Source organism: Akkermansiaceae bacterium (genome assembly GCA_019634595.1).
GTDB lineage: Bacteria > Verrucomicrobiota > Verrucomicrobiia > Verrucomicrobiales > Akkermansiaceae > Luteolibacter.
In genome coordinates, this window is the sequence record JAHCBC010000001.1 from 849,948 (window position 1) to 874,545 (window position 24,598).

20 protein-coding genes and 1 tRNA gene are annotated in these 24,598 nt (G+C 62.4%); 7 read left to right on the forward strand and 14 right to left on the reverse strand.

What is annotated here, in order from left to right; translation table 11 throughout:
• Nucleotides 1–3 precede the first annotated feature (3 nt).
• Entirely contained in the window at nucleotides 4–1,050 is a 1,047-nt protein-coding gene (gene dinB, locus KF712_03535; GenBank protein MBX3740039.1) for a DNA polymerase IV, read from the forward strand.
• A 103-nt stretch (nucleotides 1,051–1,153) separates the two neighbouring features.
• On the opposite strand, the gene KF712_03540 is transcribed toward dinB, so the two are convergent.
• The 11 genes from KF712_03540 to KF712_03590 all read right to left on the reverse strand — a co-directional run bounded on the left by KF712_03540 (nucleotide 1,154) and on the right by KF712_03590 (nucleotide 11,963).
• Nucleotides 1,154–3,610: a BatD family protein gene (locus KF712_03540; protein MBX3740040.1), complete on the reverse strand. Its 2,457-nt coding sequence runs from the start codon at nucleotides 3,608–3,610 to the stop codon at nucleotides 1,154–1,156.
• Between the two features lies 1 nt (nucleotide 3,611).
• Entirely contained in the window at nucleotides 3,612–5,543 is a 1,932-nt protein-coding gene (locus KF712_03545) for a VWA domain-containing protein (protein MBX3740041.1), read from the reverse strand.
• A 1-nt stretch (nucleotide 5,544) separates the two neighbouring features.
• On the reverse strand, nucleotides 5,545–6,561 hold the full coding sequence (locus tag KF712_03550; GenBank protein MBX3740042.1) for a VWA domain-containing protein: 1,017 nt from the start codon (nucleotides 6,559–6,561) through the stop codon (nucleotides 5,545–5,547).
• Entirely contained in the window at nucleotides 6,558–7,067 is a 510-nt protein-coding gene (locus tag KF712_03555) for a hypothetical protein (protein MBX3740043.1), read from the reverse strand. The genes KF712_03550 and KF712_03555 overlap by 4 nt, the downstream gene beginning before the upstream one ends.
• Nucleotides 7,068–7,072: 5 nt before the next feature.
• The gene (locus KF712_03560; GenBank protein MBX3740044.1) at nucleotides 7,073–7,966 is read right to left on the reverse strand and encodes a DUF58 domain-containing protein; all 894 of its coding nucleotides are present in this window, start codon (nucleotides 7,964–7,966) and stop codon (nucleotides 7,073–7,075) included.
• Nucleotides 7,967–8,065: 99 nt separating this feature from the next.
• Nucleotides 8,066–9,049, reverse strand: coding sequence for a MoxR family ATPase (locus KF712_03565; GenBank protein ID MBX3740045.1), 984 nt, complete (start codon nucleotides 9,047–9,049; stop codon nucleotides 8,066–8,068).
• A 138-nt stretch (nucleotides 9,050–9,187) separates the two neighbouring features.
• A complete protein-coding gene (locus tag KF712_03570) occupies nucleotides 9,188–9,562 on the reverse strand; it encodes a hypothetical protein (protein MBX3740046.1) in 375 nt (124 codons plus the stop codon).
• A gap of 91 nt (nucleotides 9,563–9,653) precedes the next feature.
• A complete protein-coding gene (locus tag KF712_03575) occupies nucleotides 9,654–10,145 on the reverse strand; it encodes a tetratricopeptide repeat protein (GenBank protein MBX3740047.1) in 492 nt (163 codons plus the stop codon).
• Nucleotides 10,142–10,651: a hypothetical protein gene (locus KF712_03580; GenBank protein ID MBX3740048.1), complete on the reverse strand. Its 510-nt coding sequence runs from the start codon at nucleotides 10,649–10,651 to the stop codon at nucleotides 10,142–10,144. Before KF712_03580 ends, KF712_03575 begins: the two co-directional genes overlap by 4 nt.
• 106 nt (nucleotides 10,652–10,757) lie before the next feature.
• Nucleotides 10,758–10,976: a hypothetical protein gene (locus tag KF712_03585; GenBank protein ID MBX3740049.1), complete on the reverse strand. Its 219-nt coding sequence runs from the start codon at nucleotides 10,974–10,976 to the stop codon at nucleotides 10,758–10,760.
• A gap of 117 nt (nucleotides 10,977–11,093) precedes the next feature.
• Nucleotides 11,094–11,963 carry a helix-turn-helix transcriptional regulator gene (locus KF712_03590; GenBank protein ID MBX3740050.1) on the reverse strand — a complete coding sequence of 290 codons (870 nt, stop codon included), beginning with the start codon at nucleotides 11,961–11,963 and terminating at the stop codon, nucleotides 11,094–11,096.
• Between the two features lie 111 nt (nucleotides 11,964–12,074).
• Here KF712_03590 and KF712_03595 point away from each other — a divergent pair, with 111 nt between their 5' ends.
• The 5 genes from KF712_03595 to KF712_03615 are packed head-to-tail and all read left to right on the forward strand — an operon-like array spanning nucleotide 12,075 to nucleotide 20,650.
• Nucleotides 12,075–12,944 carry a phosphoenolpyruvate hydrolase family protein gene (locus KF712_03595; GenBank protein ID MBX3740051.1) on the forward strand — a complete coding sequence of 290 codons (870 nt, stop codon included), beginning with the start codon at nucleotides 12,075–12,077 and terminating at the stop codon, nucleotides 12,942–12,944.
• 12 nt (nucleotides 12,945–12,956) lie between these two features.
• On the forward strand, nucleotides 12,957–14,186 hold the full coding sequence (locus tag KF712_03600) for a Tm-1-like ATP-binding domain-containing protein (GenBank protein ID MBX3740052.1): 1,230 nt from the start codon (nucleotides 12,957–12,959) through the stop codon (nucleotides 14,184–14,186).
• A gap of 60 nt (nucleotides 14,187–14,246) precedes the next feature.
• On the forward strand, nucleotides 14,247–19,109 hold the full coding sequence (locus tag KF712_03605; protein ID MBX3740053.1) for a ThuA domain-containing protein: 4,863 nt from the start codon (nucleotides 14,247–14,249) through the stop codon (nucleotides 19,107–19,109).
• Between the two features lie 14 nt (nucleotides 19,110–19,123).
• On the forward strand, nucleotides 19,124–19,507 hold the full coding sequence (locus tag KF712_03610) for a cupin domain-containing protein (GenBank protein MBX3740054.1): 384 nt from the start codon (nucleotides 19,124–19,126) through the stop codon (nucleotides 19,505–19,507).
• Between the two features lie 21 nt (nucleotides 19,508–19,528).
• A complete protein-coding gene (locus KF712_03615) occupies nucleotides 19,529–20,650 on the forward strand; it encodes a right-handed parallel beta-helix repeat-containing protein (protein MBX3740055.1) in 1,122 nt (373 codons plus the stop codon).
• A 34-nt stretch (nucleotides 20,651–20,684) separates the two neighbouring features.
• Here KF712_03615 and KF712_03620 read toward each other — a convergent pair.
• A tRNA-Ala gene (locus KF712_03620) sits at nucleotides 20,685–20,760 on the reverse strand.
• A 144-nt stretch (nucleotides 20,761–20,904) separates the two neighbouring features.
• On the opposite strand from KF712_03620, the gene KF712_03625 reads away from it, so the two are divergent.
• Nucleotides 20,905–22,149 carry a C39 family peptidase gene (locus KF712_03625; GenBank protein ID MBX3740056.1) on the forward strand — a complete coding sequence of 415 codons (1,245 nt, stop codon included), beginning with the start codon at nucleotides 20,905–20,907 and terminating at the stop codon, nucleotides 22,147–22,149.
• On the opposite strand, the gene KF712_03630 is transcribed toward KF712_03625, so the two are convergent.
• A complete protein-coding gene (locus KF712_03630) occupies nucleotides 22,146–23,675 on the reverse strand; it encodes an aldehyde dehydrogenase (NADP(+)) (protein ID MBX3740057.1) in 1,530 nt (509 codons plus the stop codon). The genes KF712_03625 and KF712_03630 overlap by 4 nt on opposite strands.
• A gap of 61 nt (nucleotides 23,676–23,736) precedes the next feature.
• Nucleotides 23,737–24,540, reverse strand: a complete 804-nt coding sequence (locus tag KF712_03635; GenBank protein ID MBX3740058.1) for a choice-of-anchor K domain-containing protein — start codon at nucleotides 24,538–24,540, stop codon at nucleotides 23,737–23,739.
• Nucleotides 24,541–24,598 lie beyond the last annotated feature (58 nt).

A 24,598-nucleotide genomic window follows, 5' to 3' on the forward strand; every position in this document is an offset into this window, starting at 1 on the left:
GACATGAGCCGCGACCGGAAGATCATCCATATCGACATGGATTGCTTCTATGCCGCCATCGAGGAGCGGGAGAATCCGTCGTTGAAAGGCAAACCGCTCGCGGTGGGCGGAAGCATCCGCAGGGGAGTCCTCACCACCGCGAACTACGAGGCACGGAAGTATGGCTGCCGCTCGGCGATGCCCGTCTTCAAGGCTCTGGAACTATGTCCGCACCTGACGTTGGTGCCCGTCCGGTTCGACCTTTACCGGGCGGAAAGCAGCCGCATCCGCGCGATTTTCGGGAGATTCACCGACGTCATCGAGCCGCTGTCGCTCGATGAAGCCTATCTTGATGTTTCCCATCTGGAAACCAGCGGCGCGGCGGTCGCCCGGGAGATCCGCGCCCAGATCCGGGAGGAAAGGGGACTCACCGCCTCCGCCGGCATCGCCCGCAACAAGCTGGTCGCAAAGATCGCTTCCGAGTGGAACAAGCCGGACGGACAGCATGAGGTCAGGCCGGAGGAGTTCGACGCGTTCATGGCCGCCCTTCCCGTGGGCAAGCTGTGGGGCGTGGGAAAGAAAATGGCGGGAAAGCTGGCGTCGCTGGGCGTGGTGACCTGCGCCGACCTCCAGAAGATCGACAAGATCGAGCTGGCGAAACGGTTCGGGAAGTGGGGGCTGGAGCTGTGGGATCTGGCCCGCGGGATCGATGATCGGCCGGTGGAAACGGAGCGGATCCGCAAGTCCGTCAGCAGCGAGAACACCTTTTCCGAGAACATCGAAACGCTGCCCGCGCTCATCCCTCATCTCCGGGGGCTGGTGGAGGGACTGGCCGGGGATCTGGCGGAGAAATACACGGACCGGACCATCCGCTCACTGGTGGTGAAATTGAAGTTCGCCGACTTCGAACAGACCACGGCGGAGCGCGCGTGGCATGTCCTGGAGCCATCCATTTTCGAGGAACTCGCCGCCGAGGCGTGGCGGCGGGGGAACAACCGCCCGGTCAGGTTGCTGGGTGCGGGTGTCCGGTTCGAGGATCCGAAAGATGAGGAGCAGATGGAACTGCTGTAGCCGAAACGTCACCTAGTGGAAGTCCTTCGGGAACCGGAGCTTGGTCCATGATGGACGCATACTCCGCCGAACCTCTCACGAGGTTCGCTACCCCTCCTCACCATCACGCGTTGCTGTCGTCGGAGCCGCTGCGGTTGATCTTCGGCACACCGGGGGCCTTGTCGGGAATGATCTTCTCAATGGAGGAAACCGGCACCCAGCCGCGGGTCTTGGTGGCGAAGGAAACGTAGGCCCATTTTCCGGAAATGCGGATGATTTCACAGAGTGAGCCTTCCGGCGCGTCGATGATCTCCGGTGCGGTGCGTGCCGCATCCGCGTAGAGGACCGCCTTCGGCACGACGAACACGGCCTGCCGCTCCACCGGAGCGAAGATGGAATCATTCGGATAGTAGCGCCATCCCAACGCGCCCAGGGATGCGACAAGCGGGCCGATCACGAGGCAGATCGCGGCTGCCACCCGCACACGGGCCGTCGGCCGGGTTGCCGGGAAGATGAGGAAGGAGGCCACTGTCAGCCAGGCACCGCCCCACAGGATGTTCTTCCATCCATTGATCGGAAGCTTCGCCAGGGCATACTGGTAGTTCGAGTACTGCACGGAGATGGAACCATGCTTCCTCTCGATGAAGCGGAGGTTCTGCCGGGCTTCCGCGTGGGAGGGATCTTTCAGCAGGGCGCGGCGGTAGTAGAGCGCGGCGTGACCGGGCGAACCCATGCGGTAGCTGGCGTTCCCGATGTTATAAAGCGTGTCCGGGGAAAGCTGCCGGTAGTCGCCCGCACTCTGCCACAGCTTGATGGCGTCCTCATACTTCGAGTCCTCAAAGGCCTTGGCCGCATCCGCGGCGATGTCTTGGGCGCGGATCTGGCCGGTAAAGCAAACCGCCAATAGGAGCAGGGCGAGGGTTGCAGATGCCTTGCGCAGCGTCCGCAGGATCTCGTCCCGGCGGCCTTTGGGGGCGATGTCTCCGGCGGGCCTGTCCGCGCGGAAGCAGACACGGTCGCGCTCCGCCAGGATCTCCAGCAGCGCCGGATCCGTGTCCTGGCCGTGCCAATGTTCGATGTAGGCACCCGCCGCCTTCAGCAGCGCGATGTCATCTTTCGCGGGGATCTTCGAAAGGTTGGAAAGCTCCCGTTCCCGGCGTTCCTGGACGGGATCCTTGTGGAGTTTCGGGGCGATCCTCATCCACGCCGCTTTCAGGATCAGCAGCAGGGCGGCCAGCCCGCCGATGGCATGGGCGGTCCAGGACGGCAGGACAGGGGTTGCTGGAATGGTGAGCTGCCTGGGCGTCACAAGGGCAAGGATGTCGTTCATGCGCTCGATGGGCATCGCCAGCGCGGGCGGCGGCCCGGTTGCGGCTCCGGGGGCCTTGGTGGATGGCAGCATGATGATGGGGATCGGTTCGCTGGAGGTGGTCTTGTAGATGGCGTCCTCCGGATCGAAATAGACGAGCTGGAAGGGAGGGATCATCGACTTCATCTCCATTGGCAGGAGACCCTGGTGGAAGGTGGCGGTGCCGGAGATCATGCGGCGTTCGTCACCGCGGGGGATCGAAATCGGGTCATAGATTTTCCAGCCTTTGGTGTCGGCCAGCTTCGGAGCCTTGAGTGCATCGAGATTGCCCCGGCCCCGGACCTGCAGGTTGATGGCGAGGGACTCGCCTTCGGTCAGTTCGGTCTTCACCGTGCCGGACGCGATGGTGAACTGGCCGATGGCATTTTCAAATCCCTCCGGTGCGCCCGGAGGCAGCGGGATGGAGTCGAACTCCAGCTTGGGGATCTGGAGGAAAGTCTCCTGCTGGCCCTGCCGGAGGAAGCCCTCATTGATGATGACCCTGGAGGTGAGGCGCAGCGTGGCGGGACCGATGCCCACCTTCCCAGCCCGTGATGGCGCCAGATTGCTGGGATAGGCCAGCGCCGCGTAGGGTTGTCCGCCGATGTATGCCTGCAGGATGTCACGGCGGTCGTTCGGTTCGAAACGCCATGATGTCACCCCGTCCCGCTCGAACTCCGGCACGCCCCAGTCGAGCACCTCGCGGGCGAACATGACGGGAACGTAGATCTTGATTTCCGCGGGCATCGTCTCCCCTTCGTAGGCGGAAGGTTTCGCGGTATGGAAGCCGGCATAGTAGCGGATCTTCCGGCCTTCACCGGCATCCACCTCGGAAAGCTGCAGCTTCTCCGGATCGAACACCCAGAACTCAACCGGCGGGGACTGCACCCGGTTCCCGGCGATGACGAGCGTCACCGGCGGGATCACATGGCGGCCCACGACGTCACTGGAAACGACGAATTCGTAGGAAAACTCGAGATCCTGGTTGTTGGTGGTGCGGCTCACCATGCCCATGCGCCCGCTTTCCACCCTCACGTTCGGGGCGGCGGGAGGGGTGGGGGAAAAGTCCGGTTCGCGGCCAACGGAGGTGATTTCCAGCCGGGCATACTCCCCGCGTGCCAGGAACCGGCTCGACAGGTTGGCGGAGGTCTGTGCGGACGCGACGGACGCGCAGAGCAGTCCGATCCATGCCAGCACCCGGAACAGTCCGGAAAATTTTTGTGTCTTTCTCATATCACCAATCCTTCTTCGGCGGACGTTGATCGACGCGCCCCTGCGACAATGGTCCCTTCTCCAGATCCGCATTCTCGGAAAGAAGGCGGCGGGCCTTGTCTTCGGGGGACTCGTTGGGATCTCCGGCACCCTTGCTCTTGGATTCCTCCTTTTTCTCGTCGCCACCGTCACCGTTGCGGTCGTCCTTCTCATCACCCTCGCCTCCAGGTCTGTCCTGGTCGCCCTTGCCGCCCTGGCCTTCCTCACCCTCGCCGCCTTCTCCTTGTCCGGGCTGCCGCTGGCCTTGACCCTGGCCCTGCTGGGGCATGGATTTGTCGGCATCTTTCTTTTCCTCGTCCAGCAGCTCCTGGAGCTTGCGGAGGTAGATCATGGTCGTGTCGCGGTTCTGCACCGCGCCTTTGTTCGTGGCATCCAGCCGGGTGGCGGAGTCATAGTGCCGCACTGCGTCTGTCCAGTTCATCATCAGGGAGTTCATGCGGATGAAGTCCTCGGAGCGCCCGGCGCTCTCCTCGTCGGATTGCTTCATCTTCGCAAGACGTTCCTTGACCAGCGTTTCAAAGCGGTCGAGATCAGGCACATCCTCCGGCTCCGCCGGGTAGGACTCATCCGCCAGACCCTGCCAGCCCAGTTGGAAAAGCGTGTTGGCCATGCCGAAGTGCGCGCTTGATGCGACCTTCGGATCGTCCGTCATCATGGCCCCGCTGAAGGCACTCCGGGCCTCGCGGTAGTCGCCGTTGCGGTAGGCGGCCACCCCTTCGCCGATCCGGTAGCGGGCCTTCGTCCCTTCCAGCTTCGAATCATCCGCCAGACGGTGGTAGCCGTCCTTTGCCTTTTGATACTCCCTTTCCTCCAGTGCTTTCTTCGCCTCCGTCGCTTCACTCGCCCGGGCCTCCGGCTGCACGATGAAAAACGCGCCCATCAGGACCAATGCGGTCCTCAGCCCACGCCAGCGGGTGCCGGAGATGATGGAGATCATCAGGAACAGGATGGCGGGCAGGAGCAGCCATTGGAAGAACTCGACCAGGATCCGGCGTTCCCGGCCTTTCATCTCAAAGGAGTCGAGGTCGCGGGTGGCGGCCTCCACCATCGCGGGGATGTTCGTGCCGCCGTTGGCGATGACGAATTTTCCGCCCGTTTCCTCAGCCAGTTTCCTCATCACGTCCGGTTGGAGCTTGCTGACCACCGGGCGGCCGTTCTCCTCCACCTGGCCCATCCGGGAGTCGGGATTCGGCACGTAGCCGCCCTGTGGCGTTCCGACACCGATGGTGTGGATATAGACTCCCGAGCTTTCCGCCTCCTGGATCATGGCATTGAGTTGCGCCTCATTCTCATTCTCCTCGCCATCACTCAGGATCACCAGCGCGTTGTTCTTCTGGCCGGTTTTTTTGAGGATCTGGATGGAAAGCTTGAGCGCGGCGGTGAGGTCGGAGCCTCCGACGGGCGCCCATGTTTCATCGATCTGGCCGACGGTCTCCGCGACCGCCTTGTGATCGACGGTGAGAGGCGCGTATTCATGCGCCGTGCCGGCGAAACCGATGAGCCCGATGCGGTCGTTCGGCAGCTTCTCGAGCAATTCGTAAATGACGATCTTCGCCTGCCCCAGACGGTCCGGGCTGACATCATCCACCCGCATGCTGCGTGAAAGGTCGAGCGCGATGAGGATGTTGCGGCCCCTCGTTTTCTCGATCTTGGTGCCGACGTCTCCCTGGGGCCGGGCGAGTGTCCCGATCAGCGCGGCGCAACCGGCCAGCAGGAAGAACAGCGAAAGCCAGCGGGGGAACATGCCGCTCCGGCGGATGAGGGCGCCGCGGAGCCTGGGCGCGGCGAACCGGTCCCAGCGGCTCCTGCCGCGGAGAGCGATGGCCACCGCAACCACGGCCATGATGGGCAGCAGCAACAGCAGGAAGAACCAACCTGGATGGGCGAGCGTCATGTCAGGATGTCGGGGATGGGTTCAGCACCGCCACTCCGGCGGCGGCCAGGGCGGCCAACAGGGAAATGCCCGCGAACCAGGCGAAAAGTTCATCGTCTTCGATCACCGTCACGGTTTTGGTCTCGGTCTTTTCGAGGCTGTCGATGGTCTGGAAGGTGTTCCGGAGCGCGGCGGTGTTCTCCGCCCAGTAGTGCTCGCCGCCGGTGAGGTCCGCGATTTTTTTCAAGGTCGGGAGATCGAACTCTTGGCGCGGGAACCGCTGGATGTTGCCGGAAACCCGGCCTTCCTTCGTGCCGATGGCCACGGTGTAAATCTTGATGCCCAGGGTTTTCGAATGCTCCGCCGCCTCGACGGGGGAGATTTTTCCGGAGTTGCTGGCCCCGTCCGTGATGAGGACGATGATCTTGCTCTTGGCCTCCCGGTTGTCGAGGCGGGTCGCGGAGGCCGCGAGCGCGGAGCCAATGGCGGTGCCCTGGTCCTTCACGGTTCCGTTCACCCGGTCCGTATTCAGCTCCAGACGGTTCAGCCCCTGCCTCAGCCATTGGTGGTCGAGGGTGATGGGACTCACCGAAACCGGGCGTCCGGCGAAGGCGACCAACCCCACCCGGTCATCCGTCCGGCGGCTGATGAAATTATCCACCACTTCCTTCGCCACATCGATCCGTTTCACCCGGCTGCCACGGTCCACGAAGTCGTCGATGTCCATCGAGAGGGACACGTCGAAGGCGATCATGATGTCGATGCCGCTGGCGGTCCGGTTCTGGTATTCGTTGCGCCATACCGGGCGGGCCATGGCGAAGATGGCGAAGAACAGCGAAATGAGGGCGAGCGGAAACCCGACGTTCCACGCCAGATGGCGGGTCTGTTTGCCAAGGCTCACCAGCACCCCGAGGTTCGGGAAAGTCACCACCGCTTCCGAGCCGCGGCCCCGCCGCAGGATGATGAGCAGCACCGCCGGGATGAGCAGGAGGAGCCATCCCGGCTGGGCGAAACGGAAATGGGTGAGGAATGAACTCATGGCAGGAACCCTCCGTTGAGGGTGTCGAGAAGCAGCCGGCCTTCCGCAAGGATCACGGCGGGATCATCGGAGGGAACTTCGGGCGCGTATTTCACTCGCGCAAGTTTGGCGAAGGCGGCGGTGGCGGACTCCCGGGCGGGCGGGGTGAGTTTTTCCAGCGAATCGCGGCGGGTGATGAATTCCTCGTGCGTCTCGAAAAGCGCGGGATCGCCCACCGCATCCGCCAGGAAACGCCGCAGGATCAGGGAGGACTTCACCGCCGCATCCCGCGCGTCGTCCGCGGTGGTGCCGTCAAAGGACTTCACCGCCGTGTTGTACGCCGCACGGCGCAGGGCGAGGGGATCGACTTTGCTGGTCCGCTTCCGCTTTCCGATCAGGATGATGAGCAGTGTCACCACGACGAACACCGCGACGGCGATCCACAGCCAGGTGTAGTCCATCGCCGGGACGAGCGACTCGGGCAACACCGGTTCCTGAAGCTGGAGATTGGGAGCTTGTTCTTCCATCGGCATCAACGGACGCGCTTGCGGCTCCGGCGTTTGAAAAGTTGGTGGAGGGTCTTCAGGGCATCCTGGTCGGTGCCGAGTTCGGCGGAGTCGATGCCGTGCTTCTTCAACACGGAGGACACGCCCTCATGCTGGCGGAGCATCAGCCGCTCGTAGCTCTTGCGGAGGTTCGGGTTGGACGTGTTCACCAGCGTCTCGAAGCCCGTTTCAGGGTCCCGCATGATGACTTTCCCGACCTTCGGCAGCTTCGCCTCCAGGGGATCTGACAGACGCAGGGCGATGGCCTCGTGCTTGTGGGCCAGCTTGCCCAGCGGCTTGTCGAGCGGATCGGAGTAGAAGTCGGAAATCATGAACACGACAGAGCGTCGGCGCAGCGTACGGACGAGGAAGTCACAGGCGGCGGAGATGGAGGTCCCCTGGACCGGCGGCTTCGTCGTGAGGATCTCCCGGATCATCCGCAGCAGATGGCGGGAGCCTTTGGCTGGCGGGATGAAAAGCAGCGGCTCGTCCGCGAAGACCAGCAGCCCCACCTTGTCGCCGTTCCCCAGCGCGCTGAACCCCAGCACCGCGGCGGCCTCGGCGGCCACCTCGCGCTTGCTCAGGTTCTGGCTGCCATAGTCCGACGAGCCGGAGACATCCACCGCGATCACCACGGAAAGCTCCCGCTCCTCGCGGAATTTCCGGACGAACGGCTGGTTCATCCGGGCGGTCACGTTCCAGTCGATGAAGCGCACCTCATCGCCATGCTGGTACTCCCGGAAATCATCGAAATCCAGGCCCTGGCCCTTGAAGGAGGACAGATACTCACCGGAAAATGACTCGCGTACCAACCGCCGGGCCTTCAGCTCCAGCTTGCGCACGCGCGCCATCATTTCCTCGATCTGTTCGTCGGTCAGCATGGGTGGGAAATCTTAAATCCTAAGCACGAAATTCAAAACAAAGATCGGCGTGATGAAGGTCTGATGTTTTGAATTTATGATTTGGGATTTGGTGCTTTCTCAGGGCACCGCGACCTTCGCCAGCAGGCGGTTGATGATGGTGTCGGTGGTCATTTCCTCGGCCTCCGCCTCATAGGTGAGGAGGATCCGGTGGCGGAGGACGTCCAGCGCCATGTCCTTCACGTCCTGCGGGGTGACGAACGCACGGCCCTGCATGAACGCACGGGCCCGGGCGGTCAGCGCGAGGTTGATGGTGCCCCGCGGGGAGGCACCGGCGCGGATGAGGTTCTTCAAAGGAGCATCCACCGTCGCCGGGAAGCGGGTCGCGTTGATGATCTCCACGATGTAGGTCTGGACCGCGGCATCGATGTAGATCTCGTTGACCAGCGCGCGGGAGTGGGCGACCTGCTCCGGCGTGGCGACGGTCTTTGTCTTGTAGGATGGTGCGGAGGTCGCCATCCGGTTGAGGATCGTCAGTTCCTCGTCCTTGGTCGGGTAGCCCACGGTCACCTTCAGCAGGAAACGGTCGAGCTGGGCCTCCGGAAGCTGGTAGGTGCCCTCCTGGTCGATGGGATTCTGGGTGGCCAGCACGAGGAAAGGCTCCGGCAGCAGGTACGACCGCTCACCCAGGGTCACCTGGCGCTCCTGCATGGCTTCCAGCAGGGCGGACTGGACCTTCGCCGGGGCACGGTTGATTTCGTCCGCCAGGATCAGGTTGTTGAAGATCGGTCCCAGCTTCGGCTCGAATTTCGCATCGTGCGGGTGATAGACCATCGTGCCGACAAGGTCGGCGGGCAGGAGATCGGGCGTGAACTGGAACCGGGCGAAACTGGCGTGTAGCGAGCCGGAAAGCGCCTTCACAGCCAGCGTTTTCGCCAGACCGGGAACGCCTTCCAGCAGGATGTGGCCGTTGCAGAGCAGCCCGATGAGGAGGCGGTCCACCAGCCGTTCCTGGCCCACCAGGATCTGCGCCATTTCGTTCTTCACGGCCTGGATCCATCCGCTGGATTCCGCGATTTTCTCCTGCAAGAGTTCTGTAGTCATCGATTTACGGTCGTGAGTCTGGCACGCCATTGCTTCAGTGCAACAGGCAAAGCGCGGGACCCTGACATTCGGACAGCGATGCCCGGCGGACATTTTGTGGAGGAATTTTCATGCCTCCCGGATGCCCCGGCCAACGGCTCAGAAGTGCATCACGCGGGAAATCCCCCGCGAGTAGCCGATCAGCGGGTTCGTGTGGCGGGGAATGTCGTTGAAGACGAGGAAAACCACCAGTTTTCCGCCCATGGCCAGCGTCCCCATCTCCACCCGGGTGTCGGTCAGCTCCGTGCAGAGCACTCCGAACCGCTCATAGATCTCCCCGAGATCCGACGGATCGACACCGAGGACGTCGCCTTTCTGGGATACCCCTAACAGAACCAACCCGCCATTCGACCAACGCATCCGGGAAAACATCTTCGCCACCTTGAAGGCGGTGGGGACGGCTTCCTGGAAAATCACCGCTTCCCGGTAAGCCTTGATCAGGGCGGAAAGCGTCGAGCTGTCGGTGATCGTCATCGGCGAAAGGGGTTAGCTTCCAGATTATCCGATTTCCGTCGGTTTGGCGATGGTGATCTTTACAGGCCGGGAGGGAAGTCTGCTTCTTCGATTATGGGTTGGTTTCGATGAGCTTTCTTTTGGCTTCCTTCATCGGCTCGTCATACGATGGATAGAATGCCTCCATCTGTGTGATCCTATGCCATTCCGTCCGCGCATTGGGTAAGGCCCCCGTGGCCTCATATGCTTCTGCAAGAAAAAGCCGGGCATCAGCCTCGCCGTAATGGTGCTTGAGTTTCACCCCACGCTCCAGCTCGCAGACAGCCTCGTCGAATCTCCCTGCTTCGAGCAGCAGGCGTCCGAGTGCGATCACAGGTCGAGGGTCTTCCGGATCGTATTCGGCTGCCGATTTGTAGGCCGCCTCAGCCTCGCCAATTTGCCCAAGAGCTTCGGCGGAAGCCGCCAACCAGTGGTAACCTTCGGTCCATTTCGGGCACATTTGGGTAACCTGAATAAATAAGCTGCGGGCGATTTCATAGTCCGGAGGCTCAGCGAAGAATCGCTCATGGCCGTCGCGCAACGCCTTCATTGCATCCGGAGTCATGATGGGCGAAGAATTGATTTATCCTTCGAAGGATGTTGAAATAGATCGTTATCTTTCTTTTCCGTGAACGCCAGACGGCCGCGATGGCCCAAAAGAAGCAATCCCGGGATCGCCAGAACCACGAAATCGACGACTGCGAGTGGAAGGAACGCCGGATGGGTATGATCAATTCCCCATGGCGCGAGCCTCAGCTTCAATCCTGGAAAGATGAGTGCGATGGCAAACATGGTTCCGGCAATGATGGGGATGGTTATGGCCCATTTTCGGGCCGCGGGAATTCCTCGCTTCAGGCATGATCCCAACCAGAAGCAGATGACGAAAAAGAAGGTGATGGCAATGTATCCTGTCCAGAAGTAGATCCCGAGAGCGATGGCGGAGCATGCCAGGTCAATCCAGCCAAGGATCCTGTAATAGCTGCCGGTGAGGGTGCGAACGTGGTTAGGCTCTTCGCCGCCCTTTCCAAGCGGAGCGTGCGTTGAATCAACTGTTATCGGGCTGGAACTCATCGGTCGGAAAAATTTCAGATGGCGGGAATCTCTCTTCCGAGCCTTGGAGCGTGATTGAAATTCGAAGCGGAGGAGACATCACCTGACAACCAATTCAGCCGGAATATCATTTTACCGTGCGCGGACCATCAAACTTCGATTTGCGGAAATGGATCAACGCGATGACAGGGAAAACAAAGGGGATAAAAAATGACAGGAGAAGCCACACGGGAACCTCCCAACCCTTTCCCCTCTTGAGGATCGCATGGGCCGCGAGCGCGAATAGCACCAGCATGATCAAAAAATTGACGGGTTGCGCCACCATCACGGCATGATCTTCTTTCATTCCGATCCTTATAAAGAAGATCTCGACCCATCTTCAACCATATTTCCTGGCCGGTTGATATCAGTTTTGGGTTCATCACTTCCCATTTCATCCGCATCTGATCGTGGGCCGGAACAGTCAATTCGTCCTCCGGAAATCCGAAGGCCGCACCCCGATCCAGCTCTTGAACGTATTCGAGAAGCTGAAGGTGCTCTTGAAGCCCACCTCGGTGGCGACGGATTCCACCTTTTCCTGGGTGGTTGCCAGCAGGTGGCGGGCTTTCTGGAGGCGGAGGAAGGTGACGTGCTGCATGGGGGAGCGGCCCAGCTCCTTTCGGCACAGCCTCCGCAGGTGTTCCTCGCTGACATGGGCGATACCCGCGAGGTCGGTGAGGGTCCATGGCCTTGAAAGGTCCGCCTCCACCTGTTGCCACAGCCGCCACAGCCGGTCGTCCGGGTGCTTCGGCTGGGCGAAACGGAGGACGTAGTGGTGGATGAGTTCCGTCCAGTGGTGGAGGGCGGCGGAAGTGCCCGCTCCGGACGCCTCTGCGTGCAGGCCCTCGATGGCGAACTTCAGGGGCAGGGGATCGAAATTTCCCGCGACCGGGGAGAGCGCGGAGACGATGGGGGTGGACTCCCGGGATTCGTCATACCGCACCCAGGCGAATTTCCACGCCTTTCCGGGCACGCATTTGAGCGCGTTCATCACAAAGGGCGGCAGCAGGCAGGCCTGGCCCTTCCTGATCCGCTTCCAGGCGCCGTCCACCAGCACCACGCCTTCCCCCTCAAAGCAGGCCAGCATGAACGTGCCGGACTGCTGCGTGCGGACCACCTCATATGGCGGTGCCGCCCGCATGATGCCGGTATGGCCGATGTGGTGCTGCTTCAGCAGGGCGCACACCGGCCCGTCGCGGAGCCATTTCCGGGGGTCGTCCGCGTTCGCCAGCACGATGGTCTGACGCGTTTCCGCTCCGGAAATGTGGCGGTCGGTCAGGGGTTCGGCGGACATTCGCGGAAGAATACGTGGAAACGGCGGAAAATTTCAATGTGGATATCGAATATCCTCAGGTGCGGGAATCGTGCTAGGCGTCCCCGATTCTGATGCGTAAGGATAGCTGTCATGCCAAATCCTTGGACCGGAACCGGAAACCCCTACACCCGCTCGGAAGTCATCGAGCGCCTCAACGACACGCTCTCGAAAGGCCAGGCGATCATCGCCGCCGGCGCTGGAACGGGCATCAGCGCCAAATTCATCGAAAAAGGCGGCGCTGACCTCATCATCATCTACAACTCCGGCCGCTTCCGCATGATGGGCCACGGCTCCACCGCGGGCATGATGGCCTACGGCGACGCGAATGCCATCGCCATGGAGATCGGTGAGTACGAGGTGCTCCCTGTCGTCAACGAGGTGCCCGTAATCTGCGGCGTCCACGCCACCGACCCGCGCCGCCGCATGTGGCACTGGCTGGGCAAGGTGAAGGACATGGGCTTCTCCGGCGTGAACAATTTCCCGACCCACACCATCGTTGACGGTCACTTCCGCGGAGTGCTGGAAGAGACCGGCATGAGCGTGCAGAAGGAGTATGAAATGGTCGCCCTGGGCCGGAAGATGGACCTCTTCTCCATCGTCTACGTCGGTTCCCCGGAGGAAGCCGCGGAAATGGCGAAAGCCGGAGCGGACGCCATCATCGCCCACGTCGGCACCACCGTCGGTGGTTCCATCGGCGTGACGAACGCCGTGGTGGGCTGGGATGACACCATCCGCCGCACGCAGGCCATCATCGATGCCGCGAAGTCCGTCCGCGACGACATTTTCTACCTCTGCCACGGCGGCCCGATCAACACCCCGGAAGACGCGGACCGCGTGATCCAGGCGACGGATTGCGTCGGCTTCGTCGGTGCATCCAGCCTCGAGCGGATGGGCGTGGAGGAGTCGCTCACCAACCTGACCCGCGAGTTCAAGAAGATCCCGCTGGAGCGCAAGAAGTAATCTGTCGTCAACATGGCTATCATCGCGGTTCTCGGAACGCTGGATTCAAAGGGGGAGGAGCACGCCTACGTGGCGGATCTGATCCGTGCACACGGGCACTCACCGCTCCTCATCGATGTCGGCACGGGGGCGGATCCCTCCGTCCGGCCCGATGTGACGAGGACCGAAGTGGCCGCCGCCGCCGGACTGGACCTGGACGGGCTGATGGCCCGCAAGGACCGCGGCGAGTGTGTCTCGGCGATGGCCGGGGCCGCGGGAATTTTGCTCGCAAAGCTCGCCGTGGAGAAACGCATTGAAGGTGTCATTTCGCTGGGGGGCGGAGGAGGCACCGCGATCTCCACGGCGGCGATGCGGGCTCTGCCCATCGGCTTTCCGAAGCTGATGGTCTCCACCCTGGCTGCCGGAAATGTCGCGCCCTACCTGGGGACGAAGGACATCGTCATGATGCCCAGCATCGCGGATGTGGCGGGCCTGAATCGTCTTTCCCGCGTGATCTTTTCCCGCGCTGCGGGGGCCATCTGCGGAATGGTGGAAGCCGCCGTGGACGAGGGCGACGCGAAGCCCTTGGTGGTCGCCAGCATGTTCGGCAACACGACCGCCTGTGTGACGGAGGCGAAGCGCATCATCGAGGAAGCCGGCTACGAGGTGCTGGTGTTCGCCGCCACCGGTGCCGGCGGGCGATCCATGGAGGCCCTCATCGAGAGCGGCATGGTCGCGGGTGTGCTGGACCTCACCACCACGGAGTGGGCGGACGAACTCGTCGGCGGCGTGCTGAACGCCGGACCGGAGCGCATGGATGCCACCGCGAAGGCGGGCGTGCCGTGCGTGGTGGCTCCGGGCTGCCTCGACATGGTGAACTTCGGTGAAAAGGCATCCGTCCCGGAGAAATTCGCCGACCGCACCTTTTACATCCACAATCCTCAGGTGACCCTCATGCGCACCACCCCGGCGGAGTGCTCGGAGCTGGGGCGGATCATCGCAGGAAAGGTGAACGCTTTCACCGCGCCATCCGCCGTGCTGATCCCGCGCAAGGCCATCAGCGTCATCAGCGCGGAGGGCCAGCCTTTCCATGATCCCGCCGCGGACGCCGCCCTGTTTGATGGCATCAAATCCAACGTCAACGCCGAGGTCATCGAAAAGGATCTGGAGATCAACGATCCCGCTTTCGCCAGAGCTTGCGCGGAAAAACTGCTCGAACTGATGAAAGTAAGGAGGGAGGACACTCCTGTCCTCCTATCTTAATCTTTTCTCAATCCACCATGGGGATTGGAGCATCCCCTTACTTTCCCAACCCATACATTCATGAAAAAATTCATCATCGGAACCCTCGTCGCCGGACTGTTGGCGGCGGCGGGCCACGCTGCGGAACCCCTCCGGGTCTTCATCCGGTCCGGAGAGAAGACCCACGGTCCCGGAGCGCACGACCATCCCGCTTTCCTCAAGGACTGGACGAAGCTGCTCAACGAACGCGGCGCGAAAGCCACCGGGGGCGACGCCTTTCCGACGAAGGCCCAACTCGCGGAAACCGACGTGGTCGTGATCCACGCGGAGGAAGGCGGCAACATCACCGGCGAGGACCGTGCGAACTTCGAGGAGTTCCTGAAGCGCGGCGGCGGCGTGGTCGCCGTGCATGGTGGCACGGTTTCCCGGGATCCGGATTGGTACAAGACCGTCATCGGCGGCTCCTGGCGTTTCGGAAAGACGAAATGGCTGGAAGGCCACATGTCCCTCTACTTCACCGACCGGGAGAATCCCATCACCACCGGCATGTCCAACTTCGATCTCGATGATGAGATCTACTACGACATGGAAGTCCTGCCGGAGGTGAAGGTGCTCGCCGGAGCATTCACCCCGAAGCCGAAGGACGCCAGCCACCCCGGCGACGACAAGCGCGTCAACATCTACGACATCCAGCCGCAGATGTGGACCTATGAGACCGGCAACCGCCGCGCGCTCGCATTTGTTCCCGGCCATCTTTATGAGAACTTTTCCCACACCTCCATCCGCACGCTCCTGCTCCGCGGCATCGCGTGGGCGGGCAAGCGGGAGAACGCCGACGAACTGTGCCGCCCGGAGGAACTGGGCGATGCCATCCGCTATCCGGAAGGCGGCCCCACCCGCCCGGAAAAGTCCGCCGCGAAGATCGAGGTGCATCCGGAGTTCGACATCTCCCTCGTAGCTGCGGAGCCGCTCATCAACAAGGTGATGAACGTCGATTGGGATGAGAAAGGCCGCATGTGGGTGGTGGAGACGCCGGAGTATCCCAACGGCCTGCGGAAGGCGAACACGGACGAGTGGAAGGAAAGCGGATCCGTCGCCCCCGGAAAGTATGACCGCGAGCCGGAGGACCGCATCAGCATCCTGACCGACACGGACGGCGATGGCGTGATGGACAAGAAGCATGTCTTCGCGGACAAACTGGAACTCGCCACGAGCTTCGTCCTCCACAAGAACGGGGTCATCGTTTCCTCCGCTCCGGACATCTGGTTCCTCGAAGACACCGATGGCGACGAGGTCGCCGACAAGCGCACGAAACTCTACACCGGTCTGGGCATCTTTGACACGCACGCGGTGCTGAACAACCTCCGCTGGGGGCTGGACGGCTGGATTTACGGAACCCACGGCTACAGTGCCGGGGATGTGACCGCGCTCGGTGAAGGCGGGAAGGGGAAGCCTCCCGTGAAGATCGGCTCCGGCGTGGTCCGGTTCAAGCCGGACGGCTCGGAGATCGAGATGTATTCCAGCAAGGGCGGCAACTCATGGGGCCTCTGCATGACCACCGACGGCCAGTGCTTCTGGACCCAGCCGACCAGCGGCATCGTCTTCCTCCACACCGTCCTGCCCGAGGCCGTGCTGGCGAAGGGCAAGATCCCCGGCACCGACAGTTGGCACGGAATGGTCGTCCGCCAGAAGCTTTTCCCGCTGATGAAGTGGGAGCAACTCGCCTACGTGCAGATCGACCTCGTCGGTTCCTACACCGCCGCCGCCGGTTGCGCCGTCTATGAAGGCGGGGCCTGGCCGGACAAGTGGAACTACAGCTACTTCACCGGAGAGCCGACCGTGAACCTGGTGAGCCATTATTTCGTCAAGCCGGATGGAGTGACCTACACCGCGGAGCGGGAGAAGGGCAGGGAGGAAACCGAGTTCATCCGCAGCAGTGACCTCTGGTTCCGCCCGATCGAGAACCGCGTCGGTCCGGATGGCGCGCTCTATCTGGTGGATTTCTACAACCAGGCGGTCATCCACAACGACACCCGCGGCCCGCTCCACGGACCGGCCAATGCCGCCGTCCGCCCGGACCGCGACCACTACTTCGGCCGCATCTGGAAGATCCAGCACAAGAAGGCGAAGAAGCTGGAAGTCCCGGTCATCGACCGCAACAAGGCCGCTGACATCATCAAGGCGTCCGCCAGCCCGAACTCCCAGACCCGCCTGACCGCCATGCGCCTCCTCCGTGAGGGGAATCTGGTAAAGAACGCGGAGCCTGTCGGTTCCGGCCCCAACAGGACTTACGAAAAGTTCGCTTCATCCACCACACCCCAACAACGCCGCCAGGTTCTGAAAGCCTACAGCGAGGCAAAGGACGACTGGACCCGCTCCGCACTCATCGCGGCGGCCTCCACCCATGCGGTGGACTATCTCAACGAGGTGCTCGCATCAGGAGCGGCTTCCGCTTCGTTGGAATCCTTCGTGGCGAACCTGCTGCCGGAAGCCCTCCGGGAAAACCCGGCTGTCGGTGCGCGTGATCTCGTGCTGGGCGTCGCGGCAGCCCCGAAAGCCCCGGCGGGCCTGAAAGCCGCGATTCTCAATGCCCTCGCCAGCCGCCAGGATATCAAGCCCGAGGTTTCCAAGGATCTGTCAACCGCGCTCGGCAAGCTGATGGATGACAGCACCACGCTGCCCATGGTGCTGCCGCTCGTTACGAACTGGGATCAGAAAGGTGCCCTTGCGGAACGGACGAAGGCCGCCGTCGCCTCGCTCGACGGCAAGCTGAAGGATACGAAGTCACCGGAGGCCGCCCGTATTTCCGCTGCCCGCGCATTGGTAGGGGTTGGCACGAAGGAGTCGCTTGGAGCGGTGGTCAATGTCCTCAAGAACACCGGCGACTCGGAGAACGTCCAGAAGGCCGCCCTCACCGCCCTTGCGGAAACCAACCACATCGAGGAAGTGGTGCCGATCCTCGACCATCTCCGCCCGTCGCTGGTCAACGAGGCGTTTGATGGCATCCTCAAGCGATCCGACGCTTCACTTGCGTTGCTGGATGCGGTCGATGGAGGTTCCATCAAGCCGGAGACCTTCGGTCCCGGAAACATTGCCCGCCTGCGGACCCACCCGGACAAGAAGGTGGCGGACCGCGCGAAGCAGATGGAGGACAAGCTGAATCCGGGAGGGAAGGCCAAGGCCGAGGTCATCGCCAAGCTGCTGCCCGAAGTGTCGAAACCCGGCAATGTGGAGAACGGCAAGATGCTCTATGCCGCTGCCTGCGCCATCTGCCACCGCTTCGGCGACGTGGGGGACAAGGATGTCGGCCCGCCCCTGACGGGCATGGGTTCCCACGGCGCTGCGGAGCTTCTCGTCCACATCGTGGACCCGAACCGCGAGGTGGACCCCAGTTTCTGGCAATGGAACATCACGACGAAAAAGGGCGAATCCCTGGCCGGTGTCATCACCAGTGAGAACTCCGCCGCCATCACCCTGCGCAACCAGGGCGGGGACGCGGAGATCAGGAAAGACGACATCGCCACCCGCGAGAACACCCACCGCAGCCTCATGCCGGAAGGCCTGGAGGGCCTCGGCGGTGAGGGTCTCCGTGACATCCTCGCCTACATGACCGCTTCGGAGGGCCGCTACCGCGTGCTCGACCTGCGGGAGGCCTACACGGCGGATTCCCGCAGGGGGCTGTTCGCCAACCAGGAGGCTCCTGCGGAAAGCGTGTTCTTCTCCGCCTACGGCAACATCGCCGCCGAAAAGATCCCGTTCTTCCTCATGGACCCGGAGAAGAGCGTGAACGGCAGGAACCTCCTCATCCTCAGGGGAGGGGTGCGCGAGAACATCGCCTCGAAGTATCCGGCCAAGGTTGAGGTCCCCGTGGATCTGGAGGCCACGCGCTTCTACCTGCTCAGTGGGATCGCCGGATGGGGCTTCCCCGCCATCAAGGATTTCCGTCCCGCCCTGAAAGTGGGCGTCCACTTCGAGGACGGCCGCGTGGAGGAGACGGTCCTTCTCAACGGCATGGCCTTCGGCGACTACAACAAGGAGACGGACATCTCCGGATCGAAGCTGGTGAGGAAAGTCGTCGAAAAGGGCCAGATCCGCCTGATCCGCATCGACGTGAAGAAGCCCGGGAAGATCACGAAGCTGACGCTCGAAAGCAGCAACAACGGGGTGACTCCCGTGGTCGCGGCGATCACCGCCGACCTTTCCTCCGAAGCTGCGGAGGTGGAGACAAAGACCGAGCCGAAAGAGCTGGAGAAATACGATCCGAAGACCACCGCACCCACGGGCGCGAAGTTCCAGGAACCGAAGGTGGAGGGCACCCTGCGCGTGCTGCTCGCGGGTGCCGGAAGCTCGCATGACTTCCCGCGTTACTTCCTCAAGGAGGACTCGGAGATCCTGAAGGCGGCGGGCGGCATCGATGTCGCGGCCACGCCGAACCTGGGCGAAGCGCTCGCGCTCATCCCGCAGGCGGATGTGCTGGTGTTCAGCGGCAACGATCCGCAGTACGCCCGTCCCGACTTCCAGAAGGCCATCAATGCCTTCGCGGACGCCGGCAAGGGTCTGGTCATGCTGCATGCGGCCACCTGGTATAACTACCCTCCGGAGACGGGCTACAACGCGCGCTTCATCGGTGGCGGCACCCGCAGCCATGGCAAGGGTGACTTCGATGTGCTGGTGGTCAACAAAGACCACCCGGTGACCAAGGGCGTTTCCGCGAAGTTCGTCATCAATGATGAGAGCTACCGCATGGAAGTGCCGGACGCCTCGAAGGTGGAGATCCTCACGGAGAACCACGCCGAGGGAGCCGTCCACCCCAGCGTCTGGGTGACGAAGGACGCGAAGACCAGGATCGTCGGCATCACCCTCGGCCACGCCGCGGAGGCCCATGGAAATCCGGATTTCCAGAAACTCCTCGTCAATGCCGTCCGCTGGGTCGCATCGAAATGAAGAATCAGGAAAATATGTCAGCACATCGTTTCACACAGCCGGGAGAGGAAGAGGTCGAAGTCATCGGCGGAAAGACGCACCTGTGGCACTCGAAGCCCGGCTTCACCACCACGGAGGATCTCCTGTTCGTCCGCGTCCTCATCCAGCCCGGCGAGGGTCATTCCTTCCACTACCACCCTAACAAGGAGGAGATCATCTACTTCATCTCCGGCACTGCGGAACAGTGGCTGGAGGATGAGATGCGCGTGATGGGCCCCGGCTCGTCCCTCTACATCCCGAAGGGCGTGGTCCACGCCACCTTCAACCGCAGCGACAGCCCCATCGAGTTCATCGCCGTCATCACCCCCGCCAGCGCGGAAGGGCCGGTGACGATCGAGGTGGGTGAAAGACCTGCTTGAGCACCCCGGTATGGGCCGTGGATGAGGCATGTCCTGTTGTTGGCGTTGGCCGCGTTATTCGCGGGGAATCTGGAAGCGGAGATCATCGACATACGGAAGGCTCCGTATTCGGCGGCAGGCGATGGCACTGCGGATGACCGTGCCGCGCTGGCCGCCGCCTTTTCCGCCGCGAAGAAAGGCGACACCATCCTTGTGCCCGCCGGTGACTACCGCATGGTGCTGGGCAAGGGGCGGCTGGCGATGCCCGACGGTGTGACCCTGCTGGGTGAAGGCGGCCGCTCGAGGTTTCTCCTCGTCTCGGAAGGTGGAAAGCCGGAGCACCGGGAGTTCCTCCAGCCCGGCTCCTCCTCGGTGCTCCAGGGACTGACGTTTTCGCGTGAAGAGAATTTCGCGGCGGTGCTGTTCCCGCTCTTCGGGGAGAGGGACGGGATCACCTTCCGGGACTGCGTTTTCGAGGGAGGGGTCGAGAAATTTCCCGGCACCTACTGCCATGCGTTCCAGGTGGGCAACGGCGCGCTCAGGAACCTCACCTTTGACAAGATCGAGTTGCGCGGATTCACCTTCGGTCTGTTCCAGGCCAACCAGGCGACCGGTTCCGTGGAAGGCGTGATCGTGAGGCAGTCATTGTTTGAGCGGAACAAGGCGTCGGATCTGGAGTTCAACTCACCCAAAGGAAAGATGACGGACATCCGGGTGGAGGACTGCATTTTCCGGGACAACCTGAGCAAGACCCCTTCGGGTGGCTTTGCCGTGGGCTTCGCCAATGTCCAGAGAGGGGTGGTGGAGCGCTGCCGGATCGAAAACTACGGCGCGGAGGCCCTGCATGTTGAGGATCGCTCCGAAGACATCCGCCTGTCCGGAAACACCATTGTCGGCGGATCGAAGATCCAGCCGAACGGAGTGATTCTTGTGGTGAACGATTCCCGGAAAGTCGTGATCGAGGGCAATTACATCGACGGCCGCCCGAACGAAAACAAGGTCCACCTCGTCCTGGTGACTGCAGGTGGCTCCAAATTCCCGAATCCCTCGGAAGTCTCTCTGAAGGACAACGTCCTGCTCAGCGGCCCGAAAACCGTGAAATGGTATCTCCAGGGAGGAAGTGGCCCCGAGCCATCCGGGAACATCGTTGTGGGATCCGAGTGATCTTCATCCGGTCATCCCCAACAAAGTGTGGGGATGGTGGAGCGTAGCGGATTCGAACCGCTGACCCCTTGCATGCCATGCAAGTGCTCTACCAACTGAGCTAACGCCCCTTGCGGGTTTGTCTCCCTTGCGGGAGGCGCGGCGGAGGTTTAGATACGGGGATGGGTGCGTGCAAGACGTTTTTTGAAAATGTTGCGGGTTTCTCTGGCTGAGTCTCCTTGCCATGGCTTCCGGGAGCGGATTAGGGTTGGCGGATGAACCGGATGTTGGTGGTGGCCGTGGTGGCGGTCTCGGGATGGGTGGGTGCCCTGCGCGCGGCGGAGAGCAGGATGGAGTGCAAGCTGGATGGCCTGATGGCCTTTCCGCAGGTGTGGGAGATGACGCCGGAACAACTGGAAAAGGACTTCGGTGGGGCGAACGGCAAGCTGATGAAGTGGCTGACGAACGACAAGACGCGGGCGAAGTTCAGCCGGAAGCTTTATTCGAATGTGGAGATCGACCTGAAGACGCTCGATGGAGAGGTGCCGCTGGAGGAGGCGGTGGTGGATTTCGCGGACGGGAAAGTGAACGTGGTCACTTTCTCGGTCTTCAACCGCGGGGATGGCGGGGAGATCACGAAGGAAGAGTTCGAGAAGCGCTTCAAAGCGTGTGGCGCGGGCATGAGCAAGGCACTGGCGGCAAAGCCATCGGTGACGAAGGCGGACCGCCAGCAGGGCTTGCTGTCGGAGGGCTACCGGTGGGCCTCACCGGCCGGGATCGCGGTTCTGGAATACAATGAAGGGGCGCTGGCGGACCAACCCCGCGAGTTCCTGCGGCTGCGTGTTTCCCGCAAGGGCGCGACGGGTGGGCTGGCGGCCGCCATGCTGGCGAGCCGGGGCGGAGCTGCGGTGAAGCTGTCCGATCTGCCGAAGAACGTGGTGAAGGAAGAGGATGGCAGTGTCGTTGTCGCCGGACTGCCGATGGTGGATCAGGGGAACAAGGGCTACTGTGTGGTCGCTTCCGTGCAGCGGCTTTTCGAATACTTCGGCATCGGCGCGGACATGCACCAGATCGCGGCGGTGTCCGGAGCGGATCCGGAGAAGGGGACCAGCACCATGGCCATGGCCCAGGAACTGGACAAGATCGACTACCGTTTCAAGACCCGCCTGAAGATCCTGGGGATGACCGCGCAGCGCGGTGGATTCGTGCAGGTGGAGCGCGACTTCGTGGTCGGCAGGCCGATCGATGAGGCCGCGTTCATGAAGATGGTGCGGACTTATGTGAACAACGGACTGCCGCTGCTGTGGTCGCTCGAGCTGGGGCTGTTCAAGGAGGAACCGGATCTCAACCCCCAGACGGCGGGCGGGCACATGCGCATCATCACCGGCTACAATGACAAGGACCAGTCGATCATCTTCTCCGACTCCTGGGGAGCCGGCCATGAAAGGAAACGCATGAAGATGTCGGAGGGTTATCAGGCGACACGGGGCCTGTTCGCCTTGCAGCCGACGGTACGCTAACCGAGGAAATCCGGCAGCAGGGTGGCGGGAAAGTTCTGATAGGCCACCGGGCGGACGAAGCGGAGCAGGGCGGTGGGACCGACGGCGGAGAAGCGCGGATCACTGCATGCCGGCCATGGTCCGCCATGCTGGATGGCGGCGTTCACCTCCACTCCGGTTGGCACACCGTTCACGATCACACGGCCCGCGGTTTCCTCCAGCAGCGGAATGAGATCCACTGCCGCCTGGTCATTTTCCTCCGTGAACAACGTCGCCGTGAGCTGGCCGCCAAGACACTGGAGGATCTGCCTGACCTGATCCAGGCGGGACCATGTGACGATGATGGAAAGCGGCCCGAAGTATTCCTGCCGGAGAAGTTCTTCATTCAGGAACTCTTCCGCATCCGTGTGGATGAGATGGATGCTTCCTTCGAGGGTGTCTGGCGCAGCCTCCTTGCACGCAATGACGGATACCGATGGCAGTGCCCGTAGTTTCTTGGTTCCTTCGTTGAAGGCCGCGTGGATGCCCCGGTGCAGCATGGGCACCGGCGCGATGGCTTCCGCCTCCGCGGCGATGAGTTCCATGAAATCTCTGCCATCTTCTCCGTCCGGGATCAGGATGACACCGGGCTTCGTGCAGAACTGACCGGCATTCGTCGTGATGGAGGCAGCCAGCAGGCGCGCGGTCGTTTTGGGATCCTTTTCCAAGCCGGACGGCAGGATCACCACGGGGTTGAGACTGCCCATTTCGGCGAAGACCGGGATGGGATCGGGCCGTTTCGCCGCGGCATCGATGAAGATACGGCCCGCATGGGTGGAGCCGGTGAATCCGACCGCGCGTGTGGCGGGATGGGTGACCAGCGGGATGCCCAGTTCCTTTCCGCTGCCCTGGAGCAAGGAGAAGATGCCCGCAGGAAGACCGGTCCTGGCGATGGCTGAAGTGATGGCTGCCGCCACCATCTCCGAGGTGCCGGGGTGGGCTTCATGGGCCTTCACCACCACCGGATTCCCGGTGGCGAGCGCGGAGGCGGTGTCTCCACCGGCCACGGAGTAGGCGAGGGGGAAGTTGCTGGAGCCGAAGACCACCACCGGGCCGATGGGCCGGAAGGCCCGCCTCAGATCCGGCCGCGGCGATGGAGTGCGGTCCGGCACCGCCGGTTCATGCCGGAGATCGAGCCACGAACCATCCCGCGCGATGGCGGCGAACATCCGGAGATGGCCGGTCGTGCGGTCCAGTTCGGACTCCAGCCGTGGAATCGGCAGGCCGGTTTCCAGACTCGCCCGGTTGAGCAGATCATGCCGGATGCCGGTGAGATTCTCCGCGATGGCTTCGAGAAAGACGGCGCGCGTTTCCCCGGAAGATGTCCGGAAGGTGGGGAAAGCCTCCCGCGCTGCAGCCAATGCGCGATCCACGTCCTTTCCGGAGGCAGGGAAGAACTCTCCAGGTAGTTCCTCCAACGTGATGGGGGAGAACACGCTGAAGCCCCCAGCGGTCGGTGGGAGATGTTTTCCCCCGATCAGGGAACTGCCATGAAACGATGAAGCCATTGGTTTGCGTGAAAACCAATGGCCTTGATTGCCTGCTGTTCAAGAGCGGATGTCGCCCGGATCACCGTTTGCGGCGGGAGATGAGGGGCAGGGCGCCGAGAAGGCCGATGAGGAGGGAGGACGGCTCCGGCACCACCGCGACGCTCGGCGTGGTGGTGAAGCGGCCGATGATCTCCGCACGGCTGGTGGTACCCTCATAGGCGCGGAACTCCGTGCCGGTCGAAAGCGCGTTCAGCGTGTCCGCGTCCATCTTGAAGGACAGCTCCAGATAGTAGGCGTTGCCGGAACTGTCCTTGTAGCCGGTGGGGGCGAAGTGGTTGGAGAGGGAGACCACATCCGCATTCTGCTCGGCGGTGCCGTTGTTGGGCGTGTTGATCAGCTTGCTGGTGAAGCTGGTGTTCATCGTCGCCCCGTCCGACGGAAAGCTGAACGTGAAGGACATATCGACGGCGGAGGCCCCGGTGGAGCTTTGGATCGTGCCATTCCGGTAGTAGAGGTAGCCGATCTGGAAGTCCTGTTCCGGAGCTGCGTTGGTGACATCCACCGGGATGAACCAAAGGGCGCTGGGGTGTGAGTAGGTGTCGGAGGTGGAGGCACGGCCCCATTGGAAGAATGCGGCGCCGGCAGGTCCGGTGGAGGAAAGTCCGGCTGGAGCGTCCGTGAGGTCCGCACCGGAGTTGTAGCCATTGGTGAGATTGTTGTCCCGGACCAGCAGGCTGTTGGAGCCTTCTTCGACAGGATTGGTGAAGCGTCCGCTGACCAGGAAGGTGGGTGCGCCGGAGAGGGTCTGGCCTTTCGCTTCGCGTACGGATGTGATCGCGGCAATGACGCCGACACAGATGAACAGGAACCGGGTGGGGGACATGACGGGGTGGGGGTAAGGGGGAAACCGCCCACGGGGGTGGACGACGGGAAGATCATGC

Coding starts and splice junctions, on each gene's coding strand:
- KF712_03545 (MBX3740041.1), bottom strand. CDS start 5,543: ATGACGCTCGCCCATCCAGGTTGGTTCTTCCTGCTGTTGCTGCTGCCC.
- KF712_03590 (MBX3740050.1), bottom strand. CDS start 11,963: ATGTCCGCCGAACCCCTGACCGACCGCCACATTTCCGGAGCGGAAACG.
- KF712_03595 (MBX3740051.1), top strand. CDS start 12,075: ATGCCAAATCCTTGGACCGGAACCGGAAACCCCTACACCCGCTCGGAA.
- KF712_03550 (MBX3740042.1), bottom strand. CDS start 6,561: ATGAGTTCATTCCTCACCCATTTCCGTTTCGCCCAGCCGGGATGGCTC.
- KF712_03610 (MBX3740054.1), top strand. CDS start 19,124: ATGTCAGCACATCGTTTCACACAGCCGGGAGAGGAAGAGGTCGAAGTC.
- KF712_03600 (MBX3740052.1), top strand. CDS start 12,957: ATGGCTATCATCGCGGTTCTCGGAACGCTGGATTCAAAGGGGGAGGAG.
- KF712_03580 (MBX3740048.1), bottom strand. CDS start 10,651: ATGAGTTCCAGCCCGATAACAGTTGATTCAACGCACGCTCCGCTTGGA.
- KF712_03540 (MBX3740040.1), bottom strand. CDS start 3,610: ATGAGAAAGACACAAAAATTTTCCGGACTGTTCCGGGTGCTGGCATGG.
- dinB (MBX3740039.1), top strand. CDS start 4: ATGAGCCGCGACCGGAAGATCATCCATATCGACATGGATTGCTTCTAT.
- KF712_03625 (MBX3740056.1), top strand. CDS start 20,905: ATGAACCGGATGTTGGTGGTGGCCGTGGTGGCGGTCTCGGGATGGGTG.
- KF712_03565 (MBX3740045.1), bottom strand. CDS start 9,049: ATGACTACAGAACTCTTGCAGGAGAAAATCGCGGAATCCAGCGGATGG.
- KF712_03570 (MBX3740046.1), bottom strand. CDS start 9,562: ATGACGATCACCGACAGCTCGACGCTTTCCGCCCTGATCAAGGCTTAC.
- KF712_03635 (MBX3740058.1), bottom strand. CDS start 24,540: ATGTCCCCCACCCGGTTCCTGTTCATCTGTGTCGGCGTCATTGCCGCG.
- KF712_03615 (MBX3740055.1), top strand. CDS start 19,529: ATGAGGCATGTCCTGTTGTTGGCGTTGGCCGCGTTATTCGCGGGGAAT.
- KF712_03555 (MBX3740043.1), bottom strand. CDS start 7,067: ATGGAAGAACAAGCTCCCAATCTCCAGCTTCAGGAACCGGTGTTGCCC.
- KF712_03605 (MBX3740053.1), top strand. CDS start 14,247: ATGAAAAAATTCATCATCGGAACCCTCGTCGCCGGACTGTTGGCGGCG.
- KF712_03575 (MBX3740047.1), bottom strand. CDS start 10,145: ATGACTCCGGATGCAATGAAGGCGTTGCGCGACGGCCATGAGCGATTC.
- KF712_03585 (MBX3740049.1), bottom strand. CDS start 10,976: ATGAAAGAAGATCATGCCGTGATGGTGGCGCAACCCGTCAATTTTTTG.
- KF712_03560 (MBX3740044.1), bottom strand. CDS start 7,966: ATGCTGACCGACGAACAGATCGAGGAAATGATGGCGCGCGTGCGCAAG.
- KF712_03630 (MBX3740057.1), bottom strand. CDS start 23,675: ATGGCTTCATCGTTTCATGGCAGTTCCCTGATCGGGGGAAAACATCTC.